Raw genomic sequence first — 17630 nt, 5'->3', positions numbered from 1 at the left:
TGACAGATGGCACAACTTACTTGGCTTCATTCGCAAAACACGATCGGGTCATCCGTCCGTGGTGGACAAGCGCCACTGTTTTGATCAAGGCAACCGGTATGGACTACGCAGGCATCACACTGCCCTGAATGGGTTTCTTGCGTGTCACCCAAGTTGATCCAGCTTGCATCGTAACCGTCCAAAGAGCCTTTGACACAACGTAATCGCCCTTGCCAAAAATCAGGGTCAGTTCTGTCCAAACCTGTAGAAGCCGGAAGTACATCACCACAATAAGGAAGATTTTCGCTTCCCAATCGAGCACTCCGCTGCCCCGGAGTACAATCCCCACTTTCTAGACAAAATAGACTGACTTCCAACCATTCCCACACATTATCAATACGCGCAAAATGATTCCTGGAAGTTGGCGACTGTGGGTTGCCTTCCTCGAGATAGTCATCGCTTCCCGCACTGTACACACCATAGAGCACGACTTGCCCAGCAAACGTCGTATACATTGGCCCGCCTGAGTCACCTGTTTCACCGGGAGCACCACCGGAACTAGAATAGTACCAGTTCCGAATGACATTAACCTCTACGTCAGCCGTCCACAAATCTTCTGTGTATCCGTTGCGTCCCAAATCTTCACGCCAGCCTGTTGTACTATCCGTGCTAAGCTGACTGTTGCAAGCTAAAGCTGCTCTGGCGAACTGTGGAGCCTGTGCATTCGGAAGTTGCACGCTATCGGGGAGTCGAATGAATCCAACATCCGATACATTGGGTAGTGTGATATCGTTTTGTTTGGAATCCGGATAGCTCGGATGCCGATGGAAGGTCAACTGAGACATTGGCACATATATTTGCTCCGCATGGTCTCGAATATTTGGGATCTTCGGCAGAACGATGATTGCTTCAGCGTTATGATCAAAATCAAAGTTGGGTTTCTCCACTAAGGAATGCGCCGCAAGAAGAATAAGGTGTGGTGCCACGGCAGTACCCATTGAGACTTTCGGTTTAGCCTCCCCGTTTTCGATCACGGGCAAAATCACGGTTACACTACTGGACAGTCCGCCTTTGATACCCCCACGAATCGCTCCTCCTTGGCCTTCAAGAGAGGGCTCAGAGCCAAAGCATCCCACTCCGGAAAAAACAAGAAATAACAAGCATAGGAAGCTAACGACCCGGATTTTACCTGATTGCGTCATACCTTGGATCAGCTGCATTTTTCATGCCAACCCTCAGCTGTTTTTCAAAGAATGAATTGATTGGGAAAAATCATAGCAACCTGGAGACCACTATACCCAGCGCTACAATTGCCGCTGTTAACGGCACATGATGTGTCCCAAACGCCTGCGTCAGAATTGAGTTTCCCTCATGCTTAAAATCTGCAAAGCGAGATCGGTGAAAGTTGGATCCGCCCTTGTTTCATTCCTGTATCTCATTATCTCAGCAAGCGCTTGGGCCCAAGCCAAGCAAGCAGATCCCAACGATCCGGCAGAGAATGCCGATAAGCGCTACGACTTCGTCGGTATTCCAAGGCCGCGGCACCGTCGTGAAAAGCGTAAGGATTCCGAAACAAAGATATTGAGACGCAGCTGGCCGCAGAACGGGGTCATCGCCACCATGGTGTGTACTGAAAGCATAGCGACCGCAGTGTAGGTGGGACTTGGGTGAGATGGCGCCGGGTTTGGCAGTGCTTTGGGCGCACGGAGGCAGTAAATTTCCACCCTCGAGCCCCTCCAACGTGCAGCGGTGCATCGGAAATCCGGGGACACGTGACTTATTCCGGACAACTCATTGAGCTATTGGCCGATAGCCATGCATGGCAAGAATGGCGCGCGTAGTGATTCCTGGATGGCCTCATCATGTCACTCAGCGAGGCAATCGCAGACAACAGACTTTTTTCGATGATAGTGACTATCGATATTATATCGCTTTGATGACCGAATGGGGCCCGAAACTCGGCGTGGAGTTCTGGGCTTATACGCTGATGCCCAATCACGTCCATCACGTGGCCATACCCCACGAGGAAGGGGCCTTGGCAGCTTGCATTGGCGAAATCCATCCGCGTTACTCCAGGCACATCAATTTTCGCGAAGGATGGCGTGGTTATCTTTGGCAAGGACGCTTTTTCTCCACACCCATGGACGAGTCTTACCTTCTCGCAGCTACCCGTTATATCGAACTTAATCCGGTCCGCGCCCGACTTGTCACTCGTCCAGAGGACTGGCTTTATTCTAGCGCGCTTGCACATCTTGGACTACGCGAGGACAGGGCAATCACCATGCAGCCATTGTGCTCGATGGTCAACGATTGGAACGAGCTTCTACGCTCCGACAAACACGATCTACAACGGAATGAAAATATTCGTCGTGCGACACGCACGGGCCGACCTTTAGCACCTGTGGCTCGTATCGAGCAGTGGGAGAGGCAGCTGGGTCGCCGCCTGCAACCACAAAAGCCAGGACGCAAGCCTAAGCGTAGCCCTAAGAAATAAGTCACGTGTCCCCGGATTTTTGCGGATTTACGGATTTAAAAGTTGGCAACAAGGGTTTTTAACTGTCTAAGGCGTATGTTCATAACACTCTCCATGATTTTGCTATGCACATTTATGCATATTCGATGAAGCAAGAACTGCGGTCGCAACGACGTTTAATTTTTCTAATCCAGTCGCATCATACACGAACAAAGCATTTCGTTGTGATATTACTATTCATTAGCCGTCGACCGAGGCGGAATGACATCACTTGCAAAATTTCCACGCTCTTTAACTCGTAATATCTTTACTCGAGCCAACGAAAAACATTATAAACGGAATCTTCGCGGTTCCCTGCACTATGTAAACTCATCGAACCCTATAAAGGCCTAAGCTTTGCGTTGATTAGCCTCACGAAAATCGACACACCATGGCTTACAAAACCCGCGAGTAAACCCTTAGGGTGGTAGCCAGTCTGGACCCAGCAGGTCAATGTAGGATTGGATGGTGGCAATTAACTCAGCTTTTCCAGGGAAGTGTACGCTGACGATTCCACTTTTCCCAGAATCGGTACTTAGATTTAATTGACCGCGTACTTCTGTAATATTGCCAATGGCCGGCTCGAGCGGCATCTCGGGTGTAAAGTATGGCGCTTCCATAAACTTCGCTTCATATGTCTCAAGGCTCGTCACAATGTCTTTCAAGGTTGGCTCAGCACGCAGCTCGTAGCCGCCGTAGGCATCCATCCCTGAAGGGACGAGATTCGCCGAAGCACTCACATTGATAGCATCATCACCCACGTTGCAGATCGACAATTTCCCGCGTCTACGCACGGTCACCGGAGCATTGTCTAGCAGCATGCGCAACTCGGACTCGCTTACTTGTGCCGAGTCATCGTTTGGTAGAAAGAAGATTTCGGGAAACCTGAACGACACTTCGTAGGGAGAGAAATAGACGAAATCATCGTTTGCAGTAGAGCAGACAATTAGAAACTCAAACCCCTGTGCCCAATGTTCCGGGACTAGCGTGAAAAAACTGTCGAGATAGGCAGCCGCGATGGCCATGCGATCTTTGCAGGGCGAGTTGTCGTTTGGATCGCTATACGTTTGCAAATAGTCTTGGTAGGCTTGCGGTCGGTTTTGGAGCCAGCCTACAATCTGTCCTTCGCCTTTGTGAAACACACCCCAGTCGCGTTCGGCGTTCAAAGACGTCAGTGGATCCATGCTGTCGCCTTCGATTGTTTGCTGAACAGCGCCGGAAAAAATAGTACTCATCACTGCCGTCGCCAACGCAATCAGTCCTGCGCGGCACAGCTTGCTGCCGCACCAACCGGAGGGAAATTCAGGTTGATTGTTGATCCACTCTTCAGCTTCCGAGGTGGCCCGATCGATTTGACCATTAATGAAATAGGCGATTTGCTGGCCTGCGTTCTGAACCGTAAACTGTATGGCCCGAGCTTGGATTTGAATCATCGTCCAAGGATCCATGCCAAAAAGCATCGCTAGCAATTGAAGATTGCCATAAAGAACACCGTATTGTGGGATGGCAGCGGCAACAGCATAGTTAATTTCTTCAAAGCCGATACCGTTGTCTTGATAATAGCTCACTACAAAGACTGCAAAGACAGCCAATACCACCAAAAGAGCCAAGGGTCCTAGCGAGAGAGTTTCAGGCGGCACGGCAGGAAGAGCTATGTTTGCAAACAAAGGAGAGACTGTGTCAATGCAGCTTTGTTGAGTGTCTGAGCCGAGGTCGAGTGCCGCTTGTGAACACAGCTCGCGCGGGCTTGGTAGACTTGCAAACACACTACTTGCTTGGTCGGCATCAATATCGTTCGCTGCCGTTGCAGAACAAGCACTTAGCATGCTGCTAAGAAGGACGGGTATGAGAAGTAAAGACAGGCATTGCATTGCAATGTTGGTGAACCACCTTTCCTCACAAGCTCGATAAGCTAAGCGCATGATTTAGCTGTTGAGCAAAGTTTATGCCATGACGTAATTACTAGTGCATTCTCAACAAAGACAGTCGAACTATGACATTGCTTGAAGCCTTTTGCCCGGTAGTCCCCAGTTAGGCCGCCGCTACAGCTGATATAGTATTTTTAGAGTAGGCACACGAAATGGGTGGGCGTGTCCAACTGGTAAAAATCGCAGTTCAAGTGGTTTAGAGATTTTAGTCCCTGTTCTGCTTTGTTGAGGTAAAGTCCCAAGGCATCGGAACCGCGAGCTTTGGGTGACTTAACTGTGGTTGTACTGCGAAGTTCAAAGGCTCCTGTGATGCGATCTTCTGGTTCGTAGTAAAGATGCTGTGTTGAAAGGACTGTTGTGATCGTCATGGTGTCTGCATCAGAAGCGGTCATTGAAATCGTCAGTTGGGCTGCCTCGAGTTGATCGTTCGACCCGGGCAATGCGTGAAAGTCTGTTGTACGTGGCTTGTCCGGATCATCACAAAAGACAGAAACAGTGGGCGGAAATAGTTGTCTTGCTTGCTCGCAAGCAAAATAGAGTTTGTATTCAATGCTTGAAGGGTAGTCGGATGTTTTAACTGTTGTAGCTGAAGCAAGATCGGTTGAACGGATCTCCGGCTCAGGTTGCTTTGCTCCCTCAATATCGGACCATCGTTGATAGAACAGCGATAAATAGAGTGTTTTTTCGTGTTGTTTAGTTAGTGCACCTTGTTGCAATGAACGGCATTGATTGGAAAAGAAAGGGCAAGTGGTGCTGCCGGTTAGAATTAGTAAACGTGGGACAAATTCTTCTGCGACTATGTCGATAGCTTGGGCGTTGACGTTTGACTCGAGCGTATCTTCGCTTGCAACGCTACAACCGGCTATGCATGCAATCATGACGCAGCTAAGATTAGATAGGTTCATTTTTACTGCTCCGAGGCAAAAGCTTTTCACGGCGGTTGTTGAGTCTTTAGCATCTACTTTTTCCGGTGCAAGACGATTGTTTTTTCCTGCAAAGGTGCCAAGGTTATTTAAGATCTGCGAAAATCAGCGAATTCGTTGTTTTTCACATCCACCCGGCACTTTTTTCGCGGTTACGCGAGTAGCCAAGCCTTGCGCACAAACGCGGGCCAATACTTTGGCTTCAAGTCATCGATAGACATCCTTACGGTGGGCAACCTTGATGACTTCAACGATCACTACCGCGTCATCGATAGTGTAAACGACGCGATATGCTTCGCGCCCTGAAAGCTTCTCACTATCATGAGGCTTTGGATTGGTAGCGAGTTTCAAGATATTTGAAACAATAGCTTTCCGGTATGATTTGGGAATGCCTTTAAATTCTTTTTCAGCGGAGCACTTGATGCGTAGGTTATATCTCACCATCGCGTCGTAGCTCTTTCAGGAAGTTTTCAAACGGTCTAGAAGATTCGTGGGAGCGTTCCTCGACAGCGCTTAGGTCTTCAAGATCTTCTGAAAGAGCCAACTTAACCGCCCGGTTAACCAAGCTCGAAATGCTTTGATGGTCTAGGGGTCACTTTCCACCAATTTTAGGCCTCATAAAAAAGGCGAATTCCGTCGCTCTCTTGGGAGTTCTTTTTAGAGAAATTTCAAGATTGAGCCATATTAGTCCTAAAAACGAGGGATGAAATTGGAAGGAAAGTGACCCCACTTAATCGACGAAGAAAAGCGGCCAGGGTGTGACCTAGCGAGAAGGTTTCGAAAAAGAAATTGTCGGGGTGGGCAAAGTTGCGTTTGTGCAGGTGTGCGCAGGTGATAATCACTGGGATTATCGGTTTAGGCGAGATGAGTTGTAAGAATGAGCAGGGCATGGCACTACGCTTTGACTTATGCCGGTTGTTGATGCCAAAAAGCTTTATAAAAGCTTTGCAAGCCAAGATATTTTAAACGATGTTTCTTTTTCGATTCATCGTGGGCAGCGCGTTGGGCTTGTTGGCAACAACGGTAGCGGTAAAAGCACGCTTGCGCGGATCCTGGCGGGCCTTGAGCCGCCCGATGAAGGCAAGTTAGTTTTTCGGCAAGAGGCCAAAGTAGCGTATCTGTCGCAGGACAGTCCGCTCGATCCTGATAACACTGTGCGTGATTGTCTGCGCGCTGGGATGGGTGAGTGGGCTGAGGCGATTAGCAAGCATGAAACATTGAGTAAACAGATCGAACAGGGCCAGGGATCCATCGACGAGTTGCTTGCTATGCAAAATGAAGCCGCCGCTCGAGTCGAGCATTGCGGCGGATGGGGTCGCTCTCATTTAATCGAAACAATGCAAAGTCATCTAGGGATTATGCAGCCTGACTCGCTTGTTCGTGATCTTAGTGGCGGAGAGCAGCGTCGAGTGGCGCTTGCGCAACTGCTTTTGTCTGAACCGGACCTGGCGATTCTGGACGAGCCTACGAATCATTTGGATATGCAAGCCATTGAATGGCTTGAGGATTATCTACTTCAGAGTTTTTCAGGCGCGCTGTTGTTGGTCACGCATGATCGTTATGTACTCAGTCGCGTTGTGGATCGCACTTTTGAAATTGAAGCAGCCAAACTTTATGTTTATCAAGGTGGTTGGGAAGCCTATCTTGAAGCAAGAGCCGAACGCGAGGCTCACGATGATCGAAAGCAAGCCAATCGCGATAATTTTCTCAGACGCGAATTGGAGTGGCTTCGGCGTGGTCCAAAAGCTCGAGCCACCAAACAAAAAGCAAGGATTAGTCGAGCGCAGCAAGTGTTGGAGCAAGAAAGCAGCGCGTCCAAGGCTAAACTGGTATTTGAAGCAGACACTGCTCGGCAAGGTCATAGCATTTTAAAGCTACGCAATGTTTCGGTGGGTTATGACGGCAATATACTTGCCGAGCGTCTAAACTTTGAGTTGTTGAAAGGCGAGCGTTTGGGCATCGTAGGAGCCAATGGCAGCGGCAAAAGCACCTTGCTTCGAACCATTTTAGGCGAACAAAAACCCTTAACGGGCAAAGTGAGTCTAGGGTCGAATACGAAGGTGGGATACCTCGATCAGGCAAGAGAAAGTTGTGACGAGAGCCTTACCCTTCGCGAAAATATTTCAGGAGAAAAAGATGTTGTGCAGTTCTTTGGCAAAGCCACGGATGTACGTTCGTATCTAAAGGATTTCAGTTTGAACATGATGATCTTCAAAAGCGTGTGAGCATGCTTTCCGGTGGAGAACGGGCCCGGCTGGCACTCGCAAAACTATTGCTTCAGCCTATCAATCTGATGGTATTGGATGAGCCAACCAACGATCTTGATACAACAACCTTAGGTGCGCTTGAAACCTTACTTGTCGATAATAACGTGACTGCATTGATCGTGACCCACGATCGTTACTTCTTGGATCGTGTGTGTACCTCCTTGTTGGCGTTTGACGATGACAAACAAGTATCAAGATACAACGACTATCAGGTCTATAAGGAAGAGCGCGCTTTGCGCGAAAGACTTAACAAACCAGGCAAGTCGCCTCAAAGAAAAGTAGAAAATGACTTCAAAAACAAAAAAGCACTTACTTATGCTGAACGCATCGAACTTGATGCGCTGTTTGAAAAAATAGAACAAGCCGAAAAGAAAGTGGCCGAACTTGAAGTAGAACTAGCCGATCCTGATTTCTACGCGACACGAGCAGAACAGGTCCCACAAAAAAGCAAAGAGCTTGAGGAAGCTAAAGCACAAGCCGCTAATTTGCTGGCACGGTGGGAGCACCTAGAAGCAAAGCAAGTGTAGGCACCACTGTTTCTGCTAAAGTTGGCAATTTTTCAAGGTACTTAACCTTCATATTCCAGGACAATGCTGGAATTTGCAAAGGCTTCACTCTTGCTCTTGGATTTATTGCCAATGTGGGTTAAGCCCTGTGGTTTCCGAGCAGACGCGGCCGAAAAATTACGGTGCTGCGGCTAGCGGAGACCCGTTATGGCTAACTCATTTTTTTCCCGTCTTCGACCTTATATTATTCCAATTGGCGCCGTAGCTGCGCTTGTTGTCGTCCTGATCGGCATTAAGTTTTCTCAAATAAGCATGCTTATCGCAGCGGGCAAGGAAGCTGAAAAAGCTGGGCCACCGCCAGAAGTGGTGGGCAGCAGCCAAGCCAAGCGACAAACGTGGAACGCAAGCATTTCTGCAATTGGGACCGTTGCGGCGGGCAAAGGCGTGACCTTGAGTAACGATGCCGCCGGTGTGGTTAAAGCTCTTCATTTTGAATCCGGTAAGAAAGTCAAACAAGGATCTGTTTTGCTCGAACTTGATACCAGTGTTGAGCGTGCGCAACTTGATTCGGCGATGGCGCGTGGTGATTTAGCAGAGACTAATCGTGATCGTGCACGCGTGCTTGCCGCCCAGGATGCGGTTCCAGAAGCAGAGCTTGATTCGGAAGAAACCACGGTAAAGACAACGTTGGCCGAAGCTTCGGCGCTTCGGGCTCAAATCTCACGCAAAGTGCTTCGTGCACCCTTTTCCGGGCAGTTAGGCATCCGCCTGGTAAACGTTGGGCAGTATCTCAATCCTGGAACGCCAGTTGTTGTGCTTCAATCAAGTGAAAACCAGTACGTCGATTTTACTTTACCGCAAGAGCATCTAAGGACAGTTCACGTTGGTTTGCCCGTGCGCTTGCATCTTGATGGTAATGACAGACCGGCTATGGATGGATCAATCGTTGCAATTGATCCTGCGGTCGATGAAGCCACCCGCTCGGTGAAAGTACGCGCCACAGCCAATGATCCGGACAGTCTTTTGCGCCCCGGTATGTTTGTCACCGTCAAGGTGCTTATGCCTAAAGAAAGAAAAATCGTAACTGTTCCGGTGACCGCATTGGTGCACGCTTCCTATGGTGATTCTGTATTTGTGATCGAAGAGAGCAAATCAAAAAGCGGAAAGATTCAGAAAATCGCGCGGCAGCAATTCGTTCGTGTGGGCGAAACACAAGGCGATTTTGTGGCCATTGAAAAGGGACTCGAAGGCGATGAAGAAGTCGTCTCGCTTGGTGCTTTTAAACTACGTAACGGCGCCACTGTGAATGTTAACAACGATGTTAAACTCGATGCCAAGCTCCATCCCACTCCCTCCAATTCCTAGCGATGGTTGAATCACGATGAAATTCACTGATATCTTTATCCGTCGCCCTGTGCTTGCAATTGTGATCAATGTGCTGATCATGGTGGGCGGGTTGCAAGCTATTCGCTCGCTTAATGTGCGGCAATACCCGAAACTGCAAAGCGCTACGATCACGGTACGCACGCCCTATATTGGTGCAGACGCCGATTTGGTGCGTGGTTTTATTACGACGCCACTGGAGCGTGCGATTGCGGCAGCTGATGGCATTGACTACATCGAGTCAGAGAGTGTTCAAGGTTTATCCACGATCAACGTTAGGCTTAAATTAAACTTTAACGCCGCCAATGCGCTTGCTGATATTAGTTCACGCGTTAATCAGGTGCGTGCGGATTTGCCGCCCGAAGCTGAACTGCCCGCAATCAACATCGAGCCGTCGGATTCGGTGACAGCAGCCATGTACCTTAGCTTTGATTCGCCCATTTTGGAGGACAATCAAGTCACCGAGTATTTGACTCGCATCGTGCAACCGCGGCTTTCAGCTCTTTCCGGTGTGCAGCGTGCCGATATTTTAGGTGGACGACAGTTTGCAATTCGAGCCTGGCTTGATCCTGCAAAAATGGCAGCACTCAAAGTGAGTCCGAGCGAGGTACGCCGGGCCTTGGCAGCCAACAACTATTTGTCTGCAGTAGGAGCGAGCAAGGGCAACTTGGTTCGGATTAATCTTTCGGCCACAACAGATCTAAGTTCGCTTGATGAATTCAAAGAGCTTGTGATTCGTGAACAAGACGGTGCCCTAGTGCGGCTCAAGGAAGTAGCCAATGTAGTGCTTGGCGCCGATAACTACGATGCGGAAGTGCGCTTTTCGGGTAAGAAAGCTGTGTTTATGGGTGTGTGGGTTTTACCCAACGCCAACTCGATTGATGTAATCAAAAGCGTGCGCGAGGAGATTTCCAAGCTCCGTGACGAGCTTCCCAAAGGGCTTACTGCTTCCATCGCCTACGATTCCACCACCTATATTAACAACGCAATCGATGAAGTGGTGCGCACGTTGATTGAAACGGTGTTGATTGTGATCGTGGTAATTTTTCTGTTTCTGGGCTCGCTGCGTAGCGTGCTTGTGCCACTGGTTGCAATTCCGGTGTCGCTCATCGGTGCTGTGTTTTTGATGCAGGTGATGGGTTTTACGGTAAACCTCTTGACCCTGCTTGCCATTGTTCTTGCGGTGGGGCTGGTGGTCGATGATGCGATCGTAGTTGTCGAAAACGTTGAGCGCAACATGCGTGAAGGGCAAAGCCCGCTGCAAGCATCCTTTTCTGGAGCAAGAGAGCTTGTAGGTCCGATCGTTGCCATGACCATTACGCTTGCAGCGGTCTACACCCCGATTGGCTTTCAAGCCGGGCTAACGGGTGCGCTGTTTCGCGAGTTTGCCTTTACCCTTGCTGGAGCAGTCTTTATTTCAGGCATTGTGGCGCTCACCTTATCGCCGATGATGTCGTCGAAGCTTTTGCGCGCCGATCATAAAAAGAGCTGGATTTCCACTCGCGCTGACCGTGATTTTGAGCGGCTCAAGAATTTGTACGGGCGTATTTTGGGTCAATCGCTTCAGCGAAGAAAAATGATCTACGGCATTTGGATCGTGCTCGCCTTGTTGATTGTGCCTTTGTACATGTTTTCTCCACAGGAGCTTGCGCCAAACGAAGATCAAGGTGTTGTGTTTAGTGCGATTGATGTGCCACCGAACGCTACCTTGGAGCAGCTCACGCCTTTTGCTGAACAGATGCAACATGAGTTTGAAAGCATTCCCGAGTACGAGCACAGTTTTCAGATCACCTTCCCTACGGGTGGTTTTGGTGGCGTATTGGTGCAGCCATGGAGCAAGCGTGAGCGAAGTATTTTTCCAATCCAAGCAGAGTTAGCGGGCAAGTTAAGTCAGGTCGCTGGCTTGCGTGCGCCTGCTTTTCTGCCCCCAGCCTTGCCCAGTGCAGGCACTTTTCCTGTTGAGCTTGTGGTTGCTTCAACTGCCGATCATCAGGAAATTTTGCGCTTTGTTGAAAAACTTTCAGAAGAAGCGCTCAAGAGCGGTCTTTTTGCCTTCCCGCCGATTATTGATGTGCGTATGGATCAAGAAAAAAGCAAAGATCGTGATCGATCGTGACAAGGTTGCTTCCATGGGCCTTAGCATGCAGCAAGTAGGCAGTGACCTTTCAGCGATGCTCAGCGGAAACTTCGTCAATCGCTTTAATATGGATGGACGTAGTTACAAAGTCATTCCACAAATCGAACGAGCAAGTAGACTTAACACCGAACAAGTCCCCGATATTTACATCAGTGGCCCTCGTGGCGAGCTCATTCCTCTTGGTGCGGTTGCCAGTTTGGAAAAGAGCATCGAGCCTCGCACCCTTAATCGCTTTCAACAGCTGAACTCCGTGAAGCTTTCTGGCTTGGCGCCTCGTTCGCTCAACGGCGGACTCACCATGCTTGAGAACGCAGCCAAGGAAATTCTTCCGCCGAGCTATCGTGTTGATTACACGGGTGAGTCACGACAGCTCCGCCAAGAGTCAGGAAAGTTTCTTCCAGCCATGGGCCTGGCCATTTTGCTTATTTTTCTGGTGTTGGCGGCTCAGTTTAATTCTTTTCGCGACCCTTTTGTGATCCTTGCAGGTTCGGTTCCGTTGGCGATGTTTGGCGCGCTCATATTTTCTTTTCTAAAATTCGCTGGCCCGCCAGGACTATCTTTTGGTCTTACCGAAGGCTGGACCACAACGCTAAACATTTACTCGCAGGTGGGACTAGTCACCCTGGTGGGTTTGATCGCTAAAAACGCTATTCTCATTGTGGAATTCGCGAATACTCAGCAACTACAAGGTCTATCGAAAATCGATGCGGTCCATCAAGCGGCCATGACGCGCCTTCGGCCTATATTAATGACAACCGTTGCAACCGTGGCCGGTCATTTCCCATTAACCCTTGTAACTGGGGCAGGCGCGGCCGCGCGTAACTCCATTGGTATTGTTCTTGTCGGCGGCATGAGCATCGGCACCCTGTTCACTCTCTTCATCGTGCCATCAGTCTATGTACTGTTTGCGAAAGATCATAAGGGCGAAGGACAAGCCATTGAAGTGCCCCTTCCAGAAAAGGCATCCGGAGAGTTTGTAAAAACGTTGCCTGAGTTTAGAGAGTGTCTCGATGACTTCGAGTTCGTAGATTTTTGGCGCGATGCTCACGAAAAATTTTCATAACCCGGGGAGCAAGGATAAGGGTTGCGGTCATGTTCGGATAAACCATGAGTGCGTAGGCAATGTCGTTGAGATTAACGATGCTATCGACAGTCCAGAGGGCCCCGACCATGAGCATGCCCAGATAAAAGGCATAGTAATAGGGGGTTGATGCTTCACCAAAGAGATAGACGCTGCATTTTTTCCCGTAATAGGATGTGCCGATCATCGTCGTGATCGAAAATAGACTGGCGACCATCAGCAAAACGATCACTCCGAATAAACCTAGGCTGTTTTCTACAGCACGTAGAGTAAGTGTGATCCCTTCGACGCCTTGACCTTCGGTCCAGATTCCACTGCTTAAAATAACGAACGCTGTGAGGGTGCAAACAAAAAGTGTGTCCAAGGACGGACCAATCATAGCCACTAAACCTTCTGAAATTGGATCATTCGTTTTTGCTTGAGCATGAGCCATGGGCGCTGTGCCTATGCCGGCCTCGTTTGAAAAAGCAGCGCGTTTAACACCCGTTTGAATAACAAAGGCTACGCCAGCACCTGAAAACCCGCCGATGGCAGAGCTTCCACAAAAGGCATCGTGAAAGATCATGGCAAAGATGCTTGGAACTTTTTCAATATGCAAGCAGAGCACGGCAAGAGCCAAGCCAAGATATAAAAGGCACATCGCGGGAACGAGCACACTTGCAACGCGACCAATGCGTTTGATGCCGCCGATGATGACGCTTGCTGTGATAAGCACAAAGCAGATACCTGTGCTCCACTTGGGAACAGAAGTTGTTTCATAAAGCACTGTGGCCATTTGATTGGCGTTGAAACTGCCAAGCAAGCCCATTAACCCGAACGCAGAGAAGAATATAGCCAACCATCGATACGAGTGACCAAGCCCGATTTCGATCGTATACATTGGTCCGCCGAGAACCTCTCCATGCTTGTCTTTTGTTCGGTACATCACTGCCAAACTGCAAGAGAAAAATTTAATGATCATGCCAAGCGTCGCGCTGATCCACATCCAAAAAATAGCGCCTGGACCTCCCTGGGTTATTGCTATGGCAACACCCGCAATGTTTCCTAGGCCAATGGTAGAGGCGAGCGCTGTGCTGAGCGCTTGGAAGTGACTTAGTTGGCCCGTTCCGCTTTTATCGCTTGTGCGAAGCAACAAACGCCACGCTTCAGTCATGTGAAGAAGGGGCAAACCACGACTGAGTACCATGAGATAAAGCCCGCCGCCTAGTACAAGCACAAGCAGCGGAGCGCCCCAAGCCAGAGCAACCCCCTGTCTCAAAAATATCGAAATAGTTTCAAGCACCTGTCTTAGCTGATATCAGGAAGCCAGGCAGAATCAAACATCGAGTTCGGGATAATAACGAAAGATGCCGTGTTGGTTGAAGGGGATGCGGCGTTCGGAATAAATATAGCTTGCTATGTTTGCTCGCTTGGAAACTCTGTTGGCTAGGGCAATCAAGTGAGGGATCTTGTTTTTGAAGTGCCCGAAAGTTTTTGGAAAAGCGTACTCAAGGCCTTGGATGATTTGAAAGAGCGAGAGATCGACATAGCTGCATTGCTTTCCAAAAACATACTCAGATTCAGTGTGTGATAATAGCCGCTCAAAATACCCTAAATACTTCGGCATGCGGGCTTTCAAAAACAATGCGCTTCGCTCTTTGCAAGCTTTCTTTTGCTCTTCATAAGCAATGCTTGGTCCTAAGGCATGATGTGTGTCGTGAATCTCAGAGACAAAATCAGTGATCGTGAGCTGCAGTTGCTGAGCAACTCTGTAGTTGGCCTCGCCGCCTGGTACAAGTTCAAGTTTTGGCGCCAGATACTGAAGGATATGTCCGGTTTGCCAAATCAATACCTTAGCATCTTCAAGAACGGGTGGCGCAAAGGGAGGAAAAGAAGTCTTTCTATTCAAGATCTCTTTGATGGCAGAGATGCCGCCGCCTTCATTTTCCGTTTGACGTGCAACGTCAATATACGGTGCGGATGCATCTTCAAGAGCAAGGCGAATAAATTCGCCCCGGCCCTGCAACATCGGCCAGTAATAAAGTCGATAAGTCATCGTTTTCCTTTTTTTGGTTTGCCTAGAATATATCAGAAAATAAAAAACCGGCCGAGCATGAGCCGGGCCGGTTTTTTTACGAGCAAGGGTTTGTTTAGCGTCTTGCTCGTTTTCTGTTCAGGATAAGTCCAATCACCATTGCGGCAAAGTACAGGGCTGCGGCGCCGAGTGGTGAATCATCTGCCGTAGCAACAGTGCATGCACAACCTCCACCAGCTGCACCACCAAGGTCATCGAGCACGTTGCCTGCTTGCGGCTCACTTGCCGGAGTCGTAAAGCTCTTTGAATCGCTTGCGCTCTTGGTGCCTACTTGAAGCACTGCCTCGATGGTATAGTCCTTGCCAAACTCAAGCACGATAGCGCCGTTCCAGCCACAGTTCCACGCGCTGTCCGTCACCACAGTCTGGCAGACGCGCTGTCCATCCAGGCTCACGGTGACAAGGGTTCCATCGGGTGTGTTGCTTGAGCCGCCGACTTCGGGCTCGAGCGTATCGATTGTACCGCTTGGACTTGTAATCTCCACACTTGGATCCAAGGTAAAGACCGTAAACCAGCTTGTTCTACGAGCAACGTTGTTTGCATTGCTTGGATCTGTGGAAGTTGCTCGGATGACATAATCCCCGTCGGATAGCGCCGAAGTGACTGGGCAGCTCCAGTTTCCGTCAGCGGCCACTTCGGTTTCACAGATAAGGCTTCCACCTACAAAGCTTAGCGACAGCATGTATCCTGCATCTGCTCGACCACGGATACTTGGGCTAGGATCATCAATCACTGCTCCTAGTGCTGGTGCATCAATCGTCAAAAAAGCATGCGTGCGTACGGTAAACTCGCTTTGAATCGAAGCAGTGTTTCCAGCATGATCCGATGCACTCACACTTATTGAGTATACGGTTTCATCCAGAAGCGGTGTCGTTGGAATGCACTGCCAGTCACCATTGCTCTGGATGCTTAGGGTGCAAGATGCTCCATGATTCAAGGTTAGAACCATGCTACTTGGATCCACATCCGTAGCAGAGCGGCCACGAATCACCGGTGTTCTTAGATAAGTCGTATCACCGTCGTAAGGTTCATCGATAGTTAGCGAGAACTTGGTATCCACCACAACAAGCGAAGTGGCCGTAGCTTTTTGTCCATTATCCGTGGCGTGCGCCTCGATAAGATAATTCCCATCAGCAAGTGCTTCGGGCAGCGGACAGCTCCAATTGCCGCTTGCAGCAACCGAAGCAATGCTACAGATTTCAAGGTTGGAATTCAGTGTGACCAGCAAAGAAGCACCCTGCTCAGCCGTGCCGTTTACCGTAAACTGGGGCTGGTTGGTTACCGTGCCGTTCTTTGGCGAATCAATCGACACAAACACGAAGGTGTTGACGGAAAAAGTCACTTGGTCCTGAGCAAAGATGGCAGGATTGGGGCCAATATCTTCAATGGCCCGCGCGGTAATAACGTAGTTTTGTCCCTCATTTAGCTCTGTACCTAGGGTGCAAAACCAATCGCCGTTGGGATCAACATGCAAGGTCTCACAACCGACGGAACTATCGCTAAAGCTTAGCGTTAGAGCTGCGCCGGGCTCTGAGGATCCCGTAATCACAGGCAGCAAAGATCCCACGGTACTTCCATCGCTAGGGCTGAGAATAGTTACATAGGTTTGCGTATCAACGGTAAAGGCTGCAAATGTTTCGTTACTAAAACCAAAACTGTCGGTTGCAACGACACGTATGGTGTGGAGTCCATCTCCGAGGCTCTGAAGACTTGGGCAGCTCCATTTGCCTTCATCAGCATCAGTAATAGCAAGATCAACACAGAGCTCCGTGCCGTCGATGTAAACATCCAAGATGCTGTCTATTTCAGCGCGGCCGGATACTTCAACATCTGTTTCGTTGATTTTGCTGCTCGGATTGGGATTTAGAATCTCTATAAAAGGTCCGTCGTTGATAGTGAAAGAAACAGAGCTTGAGCTCGTTCCAGTAGCCGAGCTTACTTCGGCAGTTACCGCATAATTTTCACCGTCGATAAAATTGCCAATTGGAATACAGGTCCAAATGCCGTTGCTTTCGACATCAAGCGTCGCGCAGGAGATTTCCGGATGATCAAAGTTCACCGAAAGTGTGCTTTGTGGCGGAACCGGATCGACGGTGCCGCGAATGCTGAGTTGATTGGAGCTCAGTGTGGCGCCGTTGGCGGGGTAAACAATGCTGACTTCAGGCGGTATGGGGCGCGCAGAAAACGAAGCATCATCCAGAGCAAAGTCGTTACCACCCGCAAGAGAGTTAATACTCCACACTTCAATCGTCGCTGAACTAGCGCTACCGCTATTCCAGACGCCAGCCAATTCCGCCCATTGGCCAAATTCGGAAGAGAGCACCAAATCGCCAGCAACAATGGCCCCATTAACCCGCAAAATTAACCGCGCGGTATTGGCTGGATGAATGGACACAGCCCAAATCGAAAGATCGTAAATTGTGTTGGGAGTCAGATTGCTTACAGTCTGTCGCCATACGACCCAGTTTGTATTCACCGAGCCGTTGACAAACATAGCCATGTTGTCAGCGCTTGGACTATGATCTGAAAAATTGGTATCAAAATAAGGATGCCAGGCATTCGGATCATTTTGAACAGTGTAAGTGCCTTCCGGCCAACCTGGACAAGCGCTTGGGTTAGACGAAGGACAGGTACCCGGAGCGTAGGTGTAATCCGAAACAAATCCGCTATTGTCCTGAGAGAAATCACTATTAGCAAGCAAGTTTTGAGCTTGAGCGACGGTGGGCGATAGAACAAACAGCCATCCAAACACTCGAAAGACGGAAACCATAGAAAAAAGATAGGATTTCATAATTAAGAACCTTCCTTACAGTGACTTACATAGCCGGTTTGGATCTTCT

12 protein-coding genes and 1 pseudogene are annotated in these 17630 nt (G+C 49.3%); 6 read left to right on the top strand and 7 right to left on the bottom strand.

Annotation, left to right across the window (positions count from 1 at the left end):
* Positions 1–26: 26 nt before the first annotated feature.
* Positions 27–1199, bottom strand: a complete 1173-nt coding sequence (locus IPJ88_03250; protein ID QQR90767.1) for a trypsin-like serine protease — start codon at positions 1197–1199, stop codon at positions 27–29.
* Positions 1200–1377: 178 nt separating this feature from the next.
* Here IPJ88_03250 and IPJ88_03245 point away from each other — a divergent pair, with 178 nt between their 5' ends.
* Positions 1378–1635 carry a hypothetical protein gene (locus IPJ88_03245; protein QQR90766.1) on the top strand — a complete coding sequence of 86 codons (258 nt, stop codon included), beginning with the start codon at positions 1378–1380 and terminating at the stop codon, positions 1633–1635.
* Positions 1636–1798: 163 nt separating this feature from the next.
* A complete protein-coding gene (locus IPJ88_03240; protein ID QQR90765.1) occupies positions 1799–2473 on the top strand; it encodes a transposase in 675 nt (224 codons plus the stop codon).
* 437 nt (positions 2474–2910) lie between these two features.
* Here IPJ88_03240 and IPJ88_03235 read toward each other — a convergent pair whose 3' ends face one another.
* From IPJ88_03235 to IPJ88_03225, 3 genes are all read right to left on the bottom strand, one after another.
* On the bottom strand, positions 2911–4362 hold the full coding sequence (locus tag IPJ88_03235; protein QQR90764.1) for a hypothetical protein: 1452 nt from the start codon (positions 4360–4362) through the stop codon (positions 2911–2913).
* Between the two features lie 191 nt (positions 4363–4553).
* Entirely contained in the window at positions 4554–5324 is a 771-nt protein-coding gene (locus IPJ88_03230) for a hypothetical protein (GenBank protein ID QQR90763.1), read from the bottom strand.
* Positions 5325–5549: 225 nt separating this feature from the next.
* Complete coding sequence (locus tag IPJ88_03225) at positions 5550–5786, bottom strand: type II toxin-antitoxin system RelE/ParE family toxin (GenBank protein ID QQR90762.1); 237 nt, start codon at positions 5784–5786, stop codon at positions 5550–5552.
* Between the two features lie 464 nt (positions 5787–6250).
* On the opposite strand from IPJ88_03225, the gene IPJ88_03220 reads away from it, so the two are divergent.
* The 4 genes and pseudogenes from IPJ88_03220 (at position 6251) to IPJ88_03205 (ending at position 12698) form a co-directional block, all read left to right on the top strand.
* Positions 6251–7567 carry an ABC-F family ATP-binding cassette domain-containing protein gene (locus IPJ88_03220; GenBank protein ID QQR90761.1) on the top strand — a complete coding sequence of 439 codons (1317 nt, stop codon included), beginning with the start codon at positions 6251–6253 and terminating at the stop codon, positions 7565–7567.
* A gap of 2 nt (positions 7568–7569) precedes the next feature.
* Positions 7570–8136, top strand: coding sequence for an ATP-binding cassette domain-containing protein (locus IPJ88_03215; GenBank protein ID QQR91951.1), 567 nt, complete (start codon positions 7570–7572; stop codon positions 8134–8136).
* Positions 8137–8322: 186 nt separating this feature from the next.
* Entirely contained in the window at positions 8323–9480 is a 1158-nt protein-coding gene (locus tag IPJ88_03210; GenBank protein ID QQR90760.1) for an efflux RND transporter periplasmic adaptor subunit, read from the top strand.
* Positions 9481–9496: 16 nt separating this feature from the next.
* A pseudogene (locus tag IPJ88_03205) lies at positions 9497–12698 on the top strand (efflux RND transporter permease subunit).
* Here the strand turns inward: IPJ88_03205 and IPJ88_03200 are convergent.
* The 3 genes from IPJ88_03200 to IPJ88_03190 form a co-directional block, all read right to left on the bottom strand.
* On the bottom strand, positions 12631–13998 hold the full coding sequence (locus tag IPJ88_03200; protein QQR90759.1) for an alanine:cation symporter family protein: 1368 nt from the start codon (positions 13996–13998) through the stop codon (positions 12631–12633). The pseudogene IPJ88_03205 and the gene IPJ88_03200 sit on opposite strands and share 68 nt — an antisense overlap.
* A 33-nt stretch (positions 13999–14031) precedes the next feature.
* Positions 14032–14751, bottom strand: a complete 720-nt coding sequence (locus IPJ88_03195) for a glutathione S-transferase family protein (protein ID QQR90758.1) — start codon at positions 14749–14751, stop codon at positions 14032–14034.
* A 94-nt stretch (positions 14752–14845) separates the two neighbouring features.
* Positions 14846–17581, bottom strand: coding sequence for a hypothetical protein (locus IPJ88_03190; GenBank protein QQR90757.1), 2736 nt, complete (start codon positions 17579–17581; stop codon positions 14846–14848).
* Positions 17582–17630 lie beyond the last annotated feature (49 nt).

It is taken from the genome of Myxococcales bacterium, from assembly GCA_016699535.1.
Classification (GTDB): Bacteria; Myxococcota_A; Polyangia; order Polyangiales.
The sequence above is the reverse complement of the archived record's forward strand: the minus strand, read 5'-3'. Positions and strand labels throughout refer to the sequence as shown.

Excerpts from the sequence above, each read along its gene's own strand:
- IPJ88_03220 (QQR90761.1), top strand. The coding sequence starts at position 6,251 with ATGCCGGTTGTTGATGCCAAAAAGCTTTATAAAAGCTTTGCAAGCCAA.
- IPJ88_03210 (QQR90760.1), top strand. The coding sequence starts at position 8,323 with ATGGCTAACTCATTTTTTTCCCGTCTTCGACCTTATATTATTCCAATT.
- IPJ88_03195 (QQR90758.1), bottom strand. The coding sequence starts at position 14,751 with ATGACTTATCGACTTTATTACTGGCCGATGTTGCAGGGCCGGGGCGAA.
- IPJ88_03240 (QQR90765.1), top strand. The coding sequence starts at position 1,799 with ATGGCAAGAATGGCGCGCGTAGTGATTCCTGGATGGCCTCATCATGTC.
- IPJ88_03250 (QQR90767.1), bottom strand. The coding sequence starts at position 1,199 with ATGCAGCTGATCCAAGGTATGACGCAATCAGGTAAAATCCGGGTCGTT.
- IPJ88_03230 (QQR90763.1), bottom strand. The coding sequence starts at position 5,324 with ATGAACCTATCTAATCTTAGCTGCGTCATGATTGCATGCATAGCCGGT.
- IPJ88_03225 (QQR90762.1), bottom strand. The coding sequence starts at position 5,786 with ATGGTGAGATATAACCTACGCATCAAGTGCTCCGCTGAAAAAGAATTT.
- IPJ88_03190 (QQR90757.1), bottom strand. The coding sequence starts at position 17,581 with ATGAAATCCTATCTTTTTTCTATGGTTTCCGTCTTTCGAGTGTTTGGA.
- IPJ88_03235 (QQR90764.1), bottom strand. The coding sequence starts at position 4,362 with ATGCAATGCCTGTCTTTACTTCTCATACCCGTCCTTCTTAGCAGCATG.
- IPJ88_03215 (QQR91951.1), top strand. The coding sequence starts at position 7,570 with ATGCTTTCCGGTGGAGAACGGGCCCGGCTGGCACTCGCAAAACTATTG.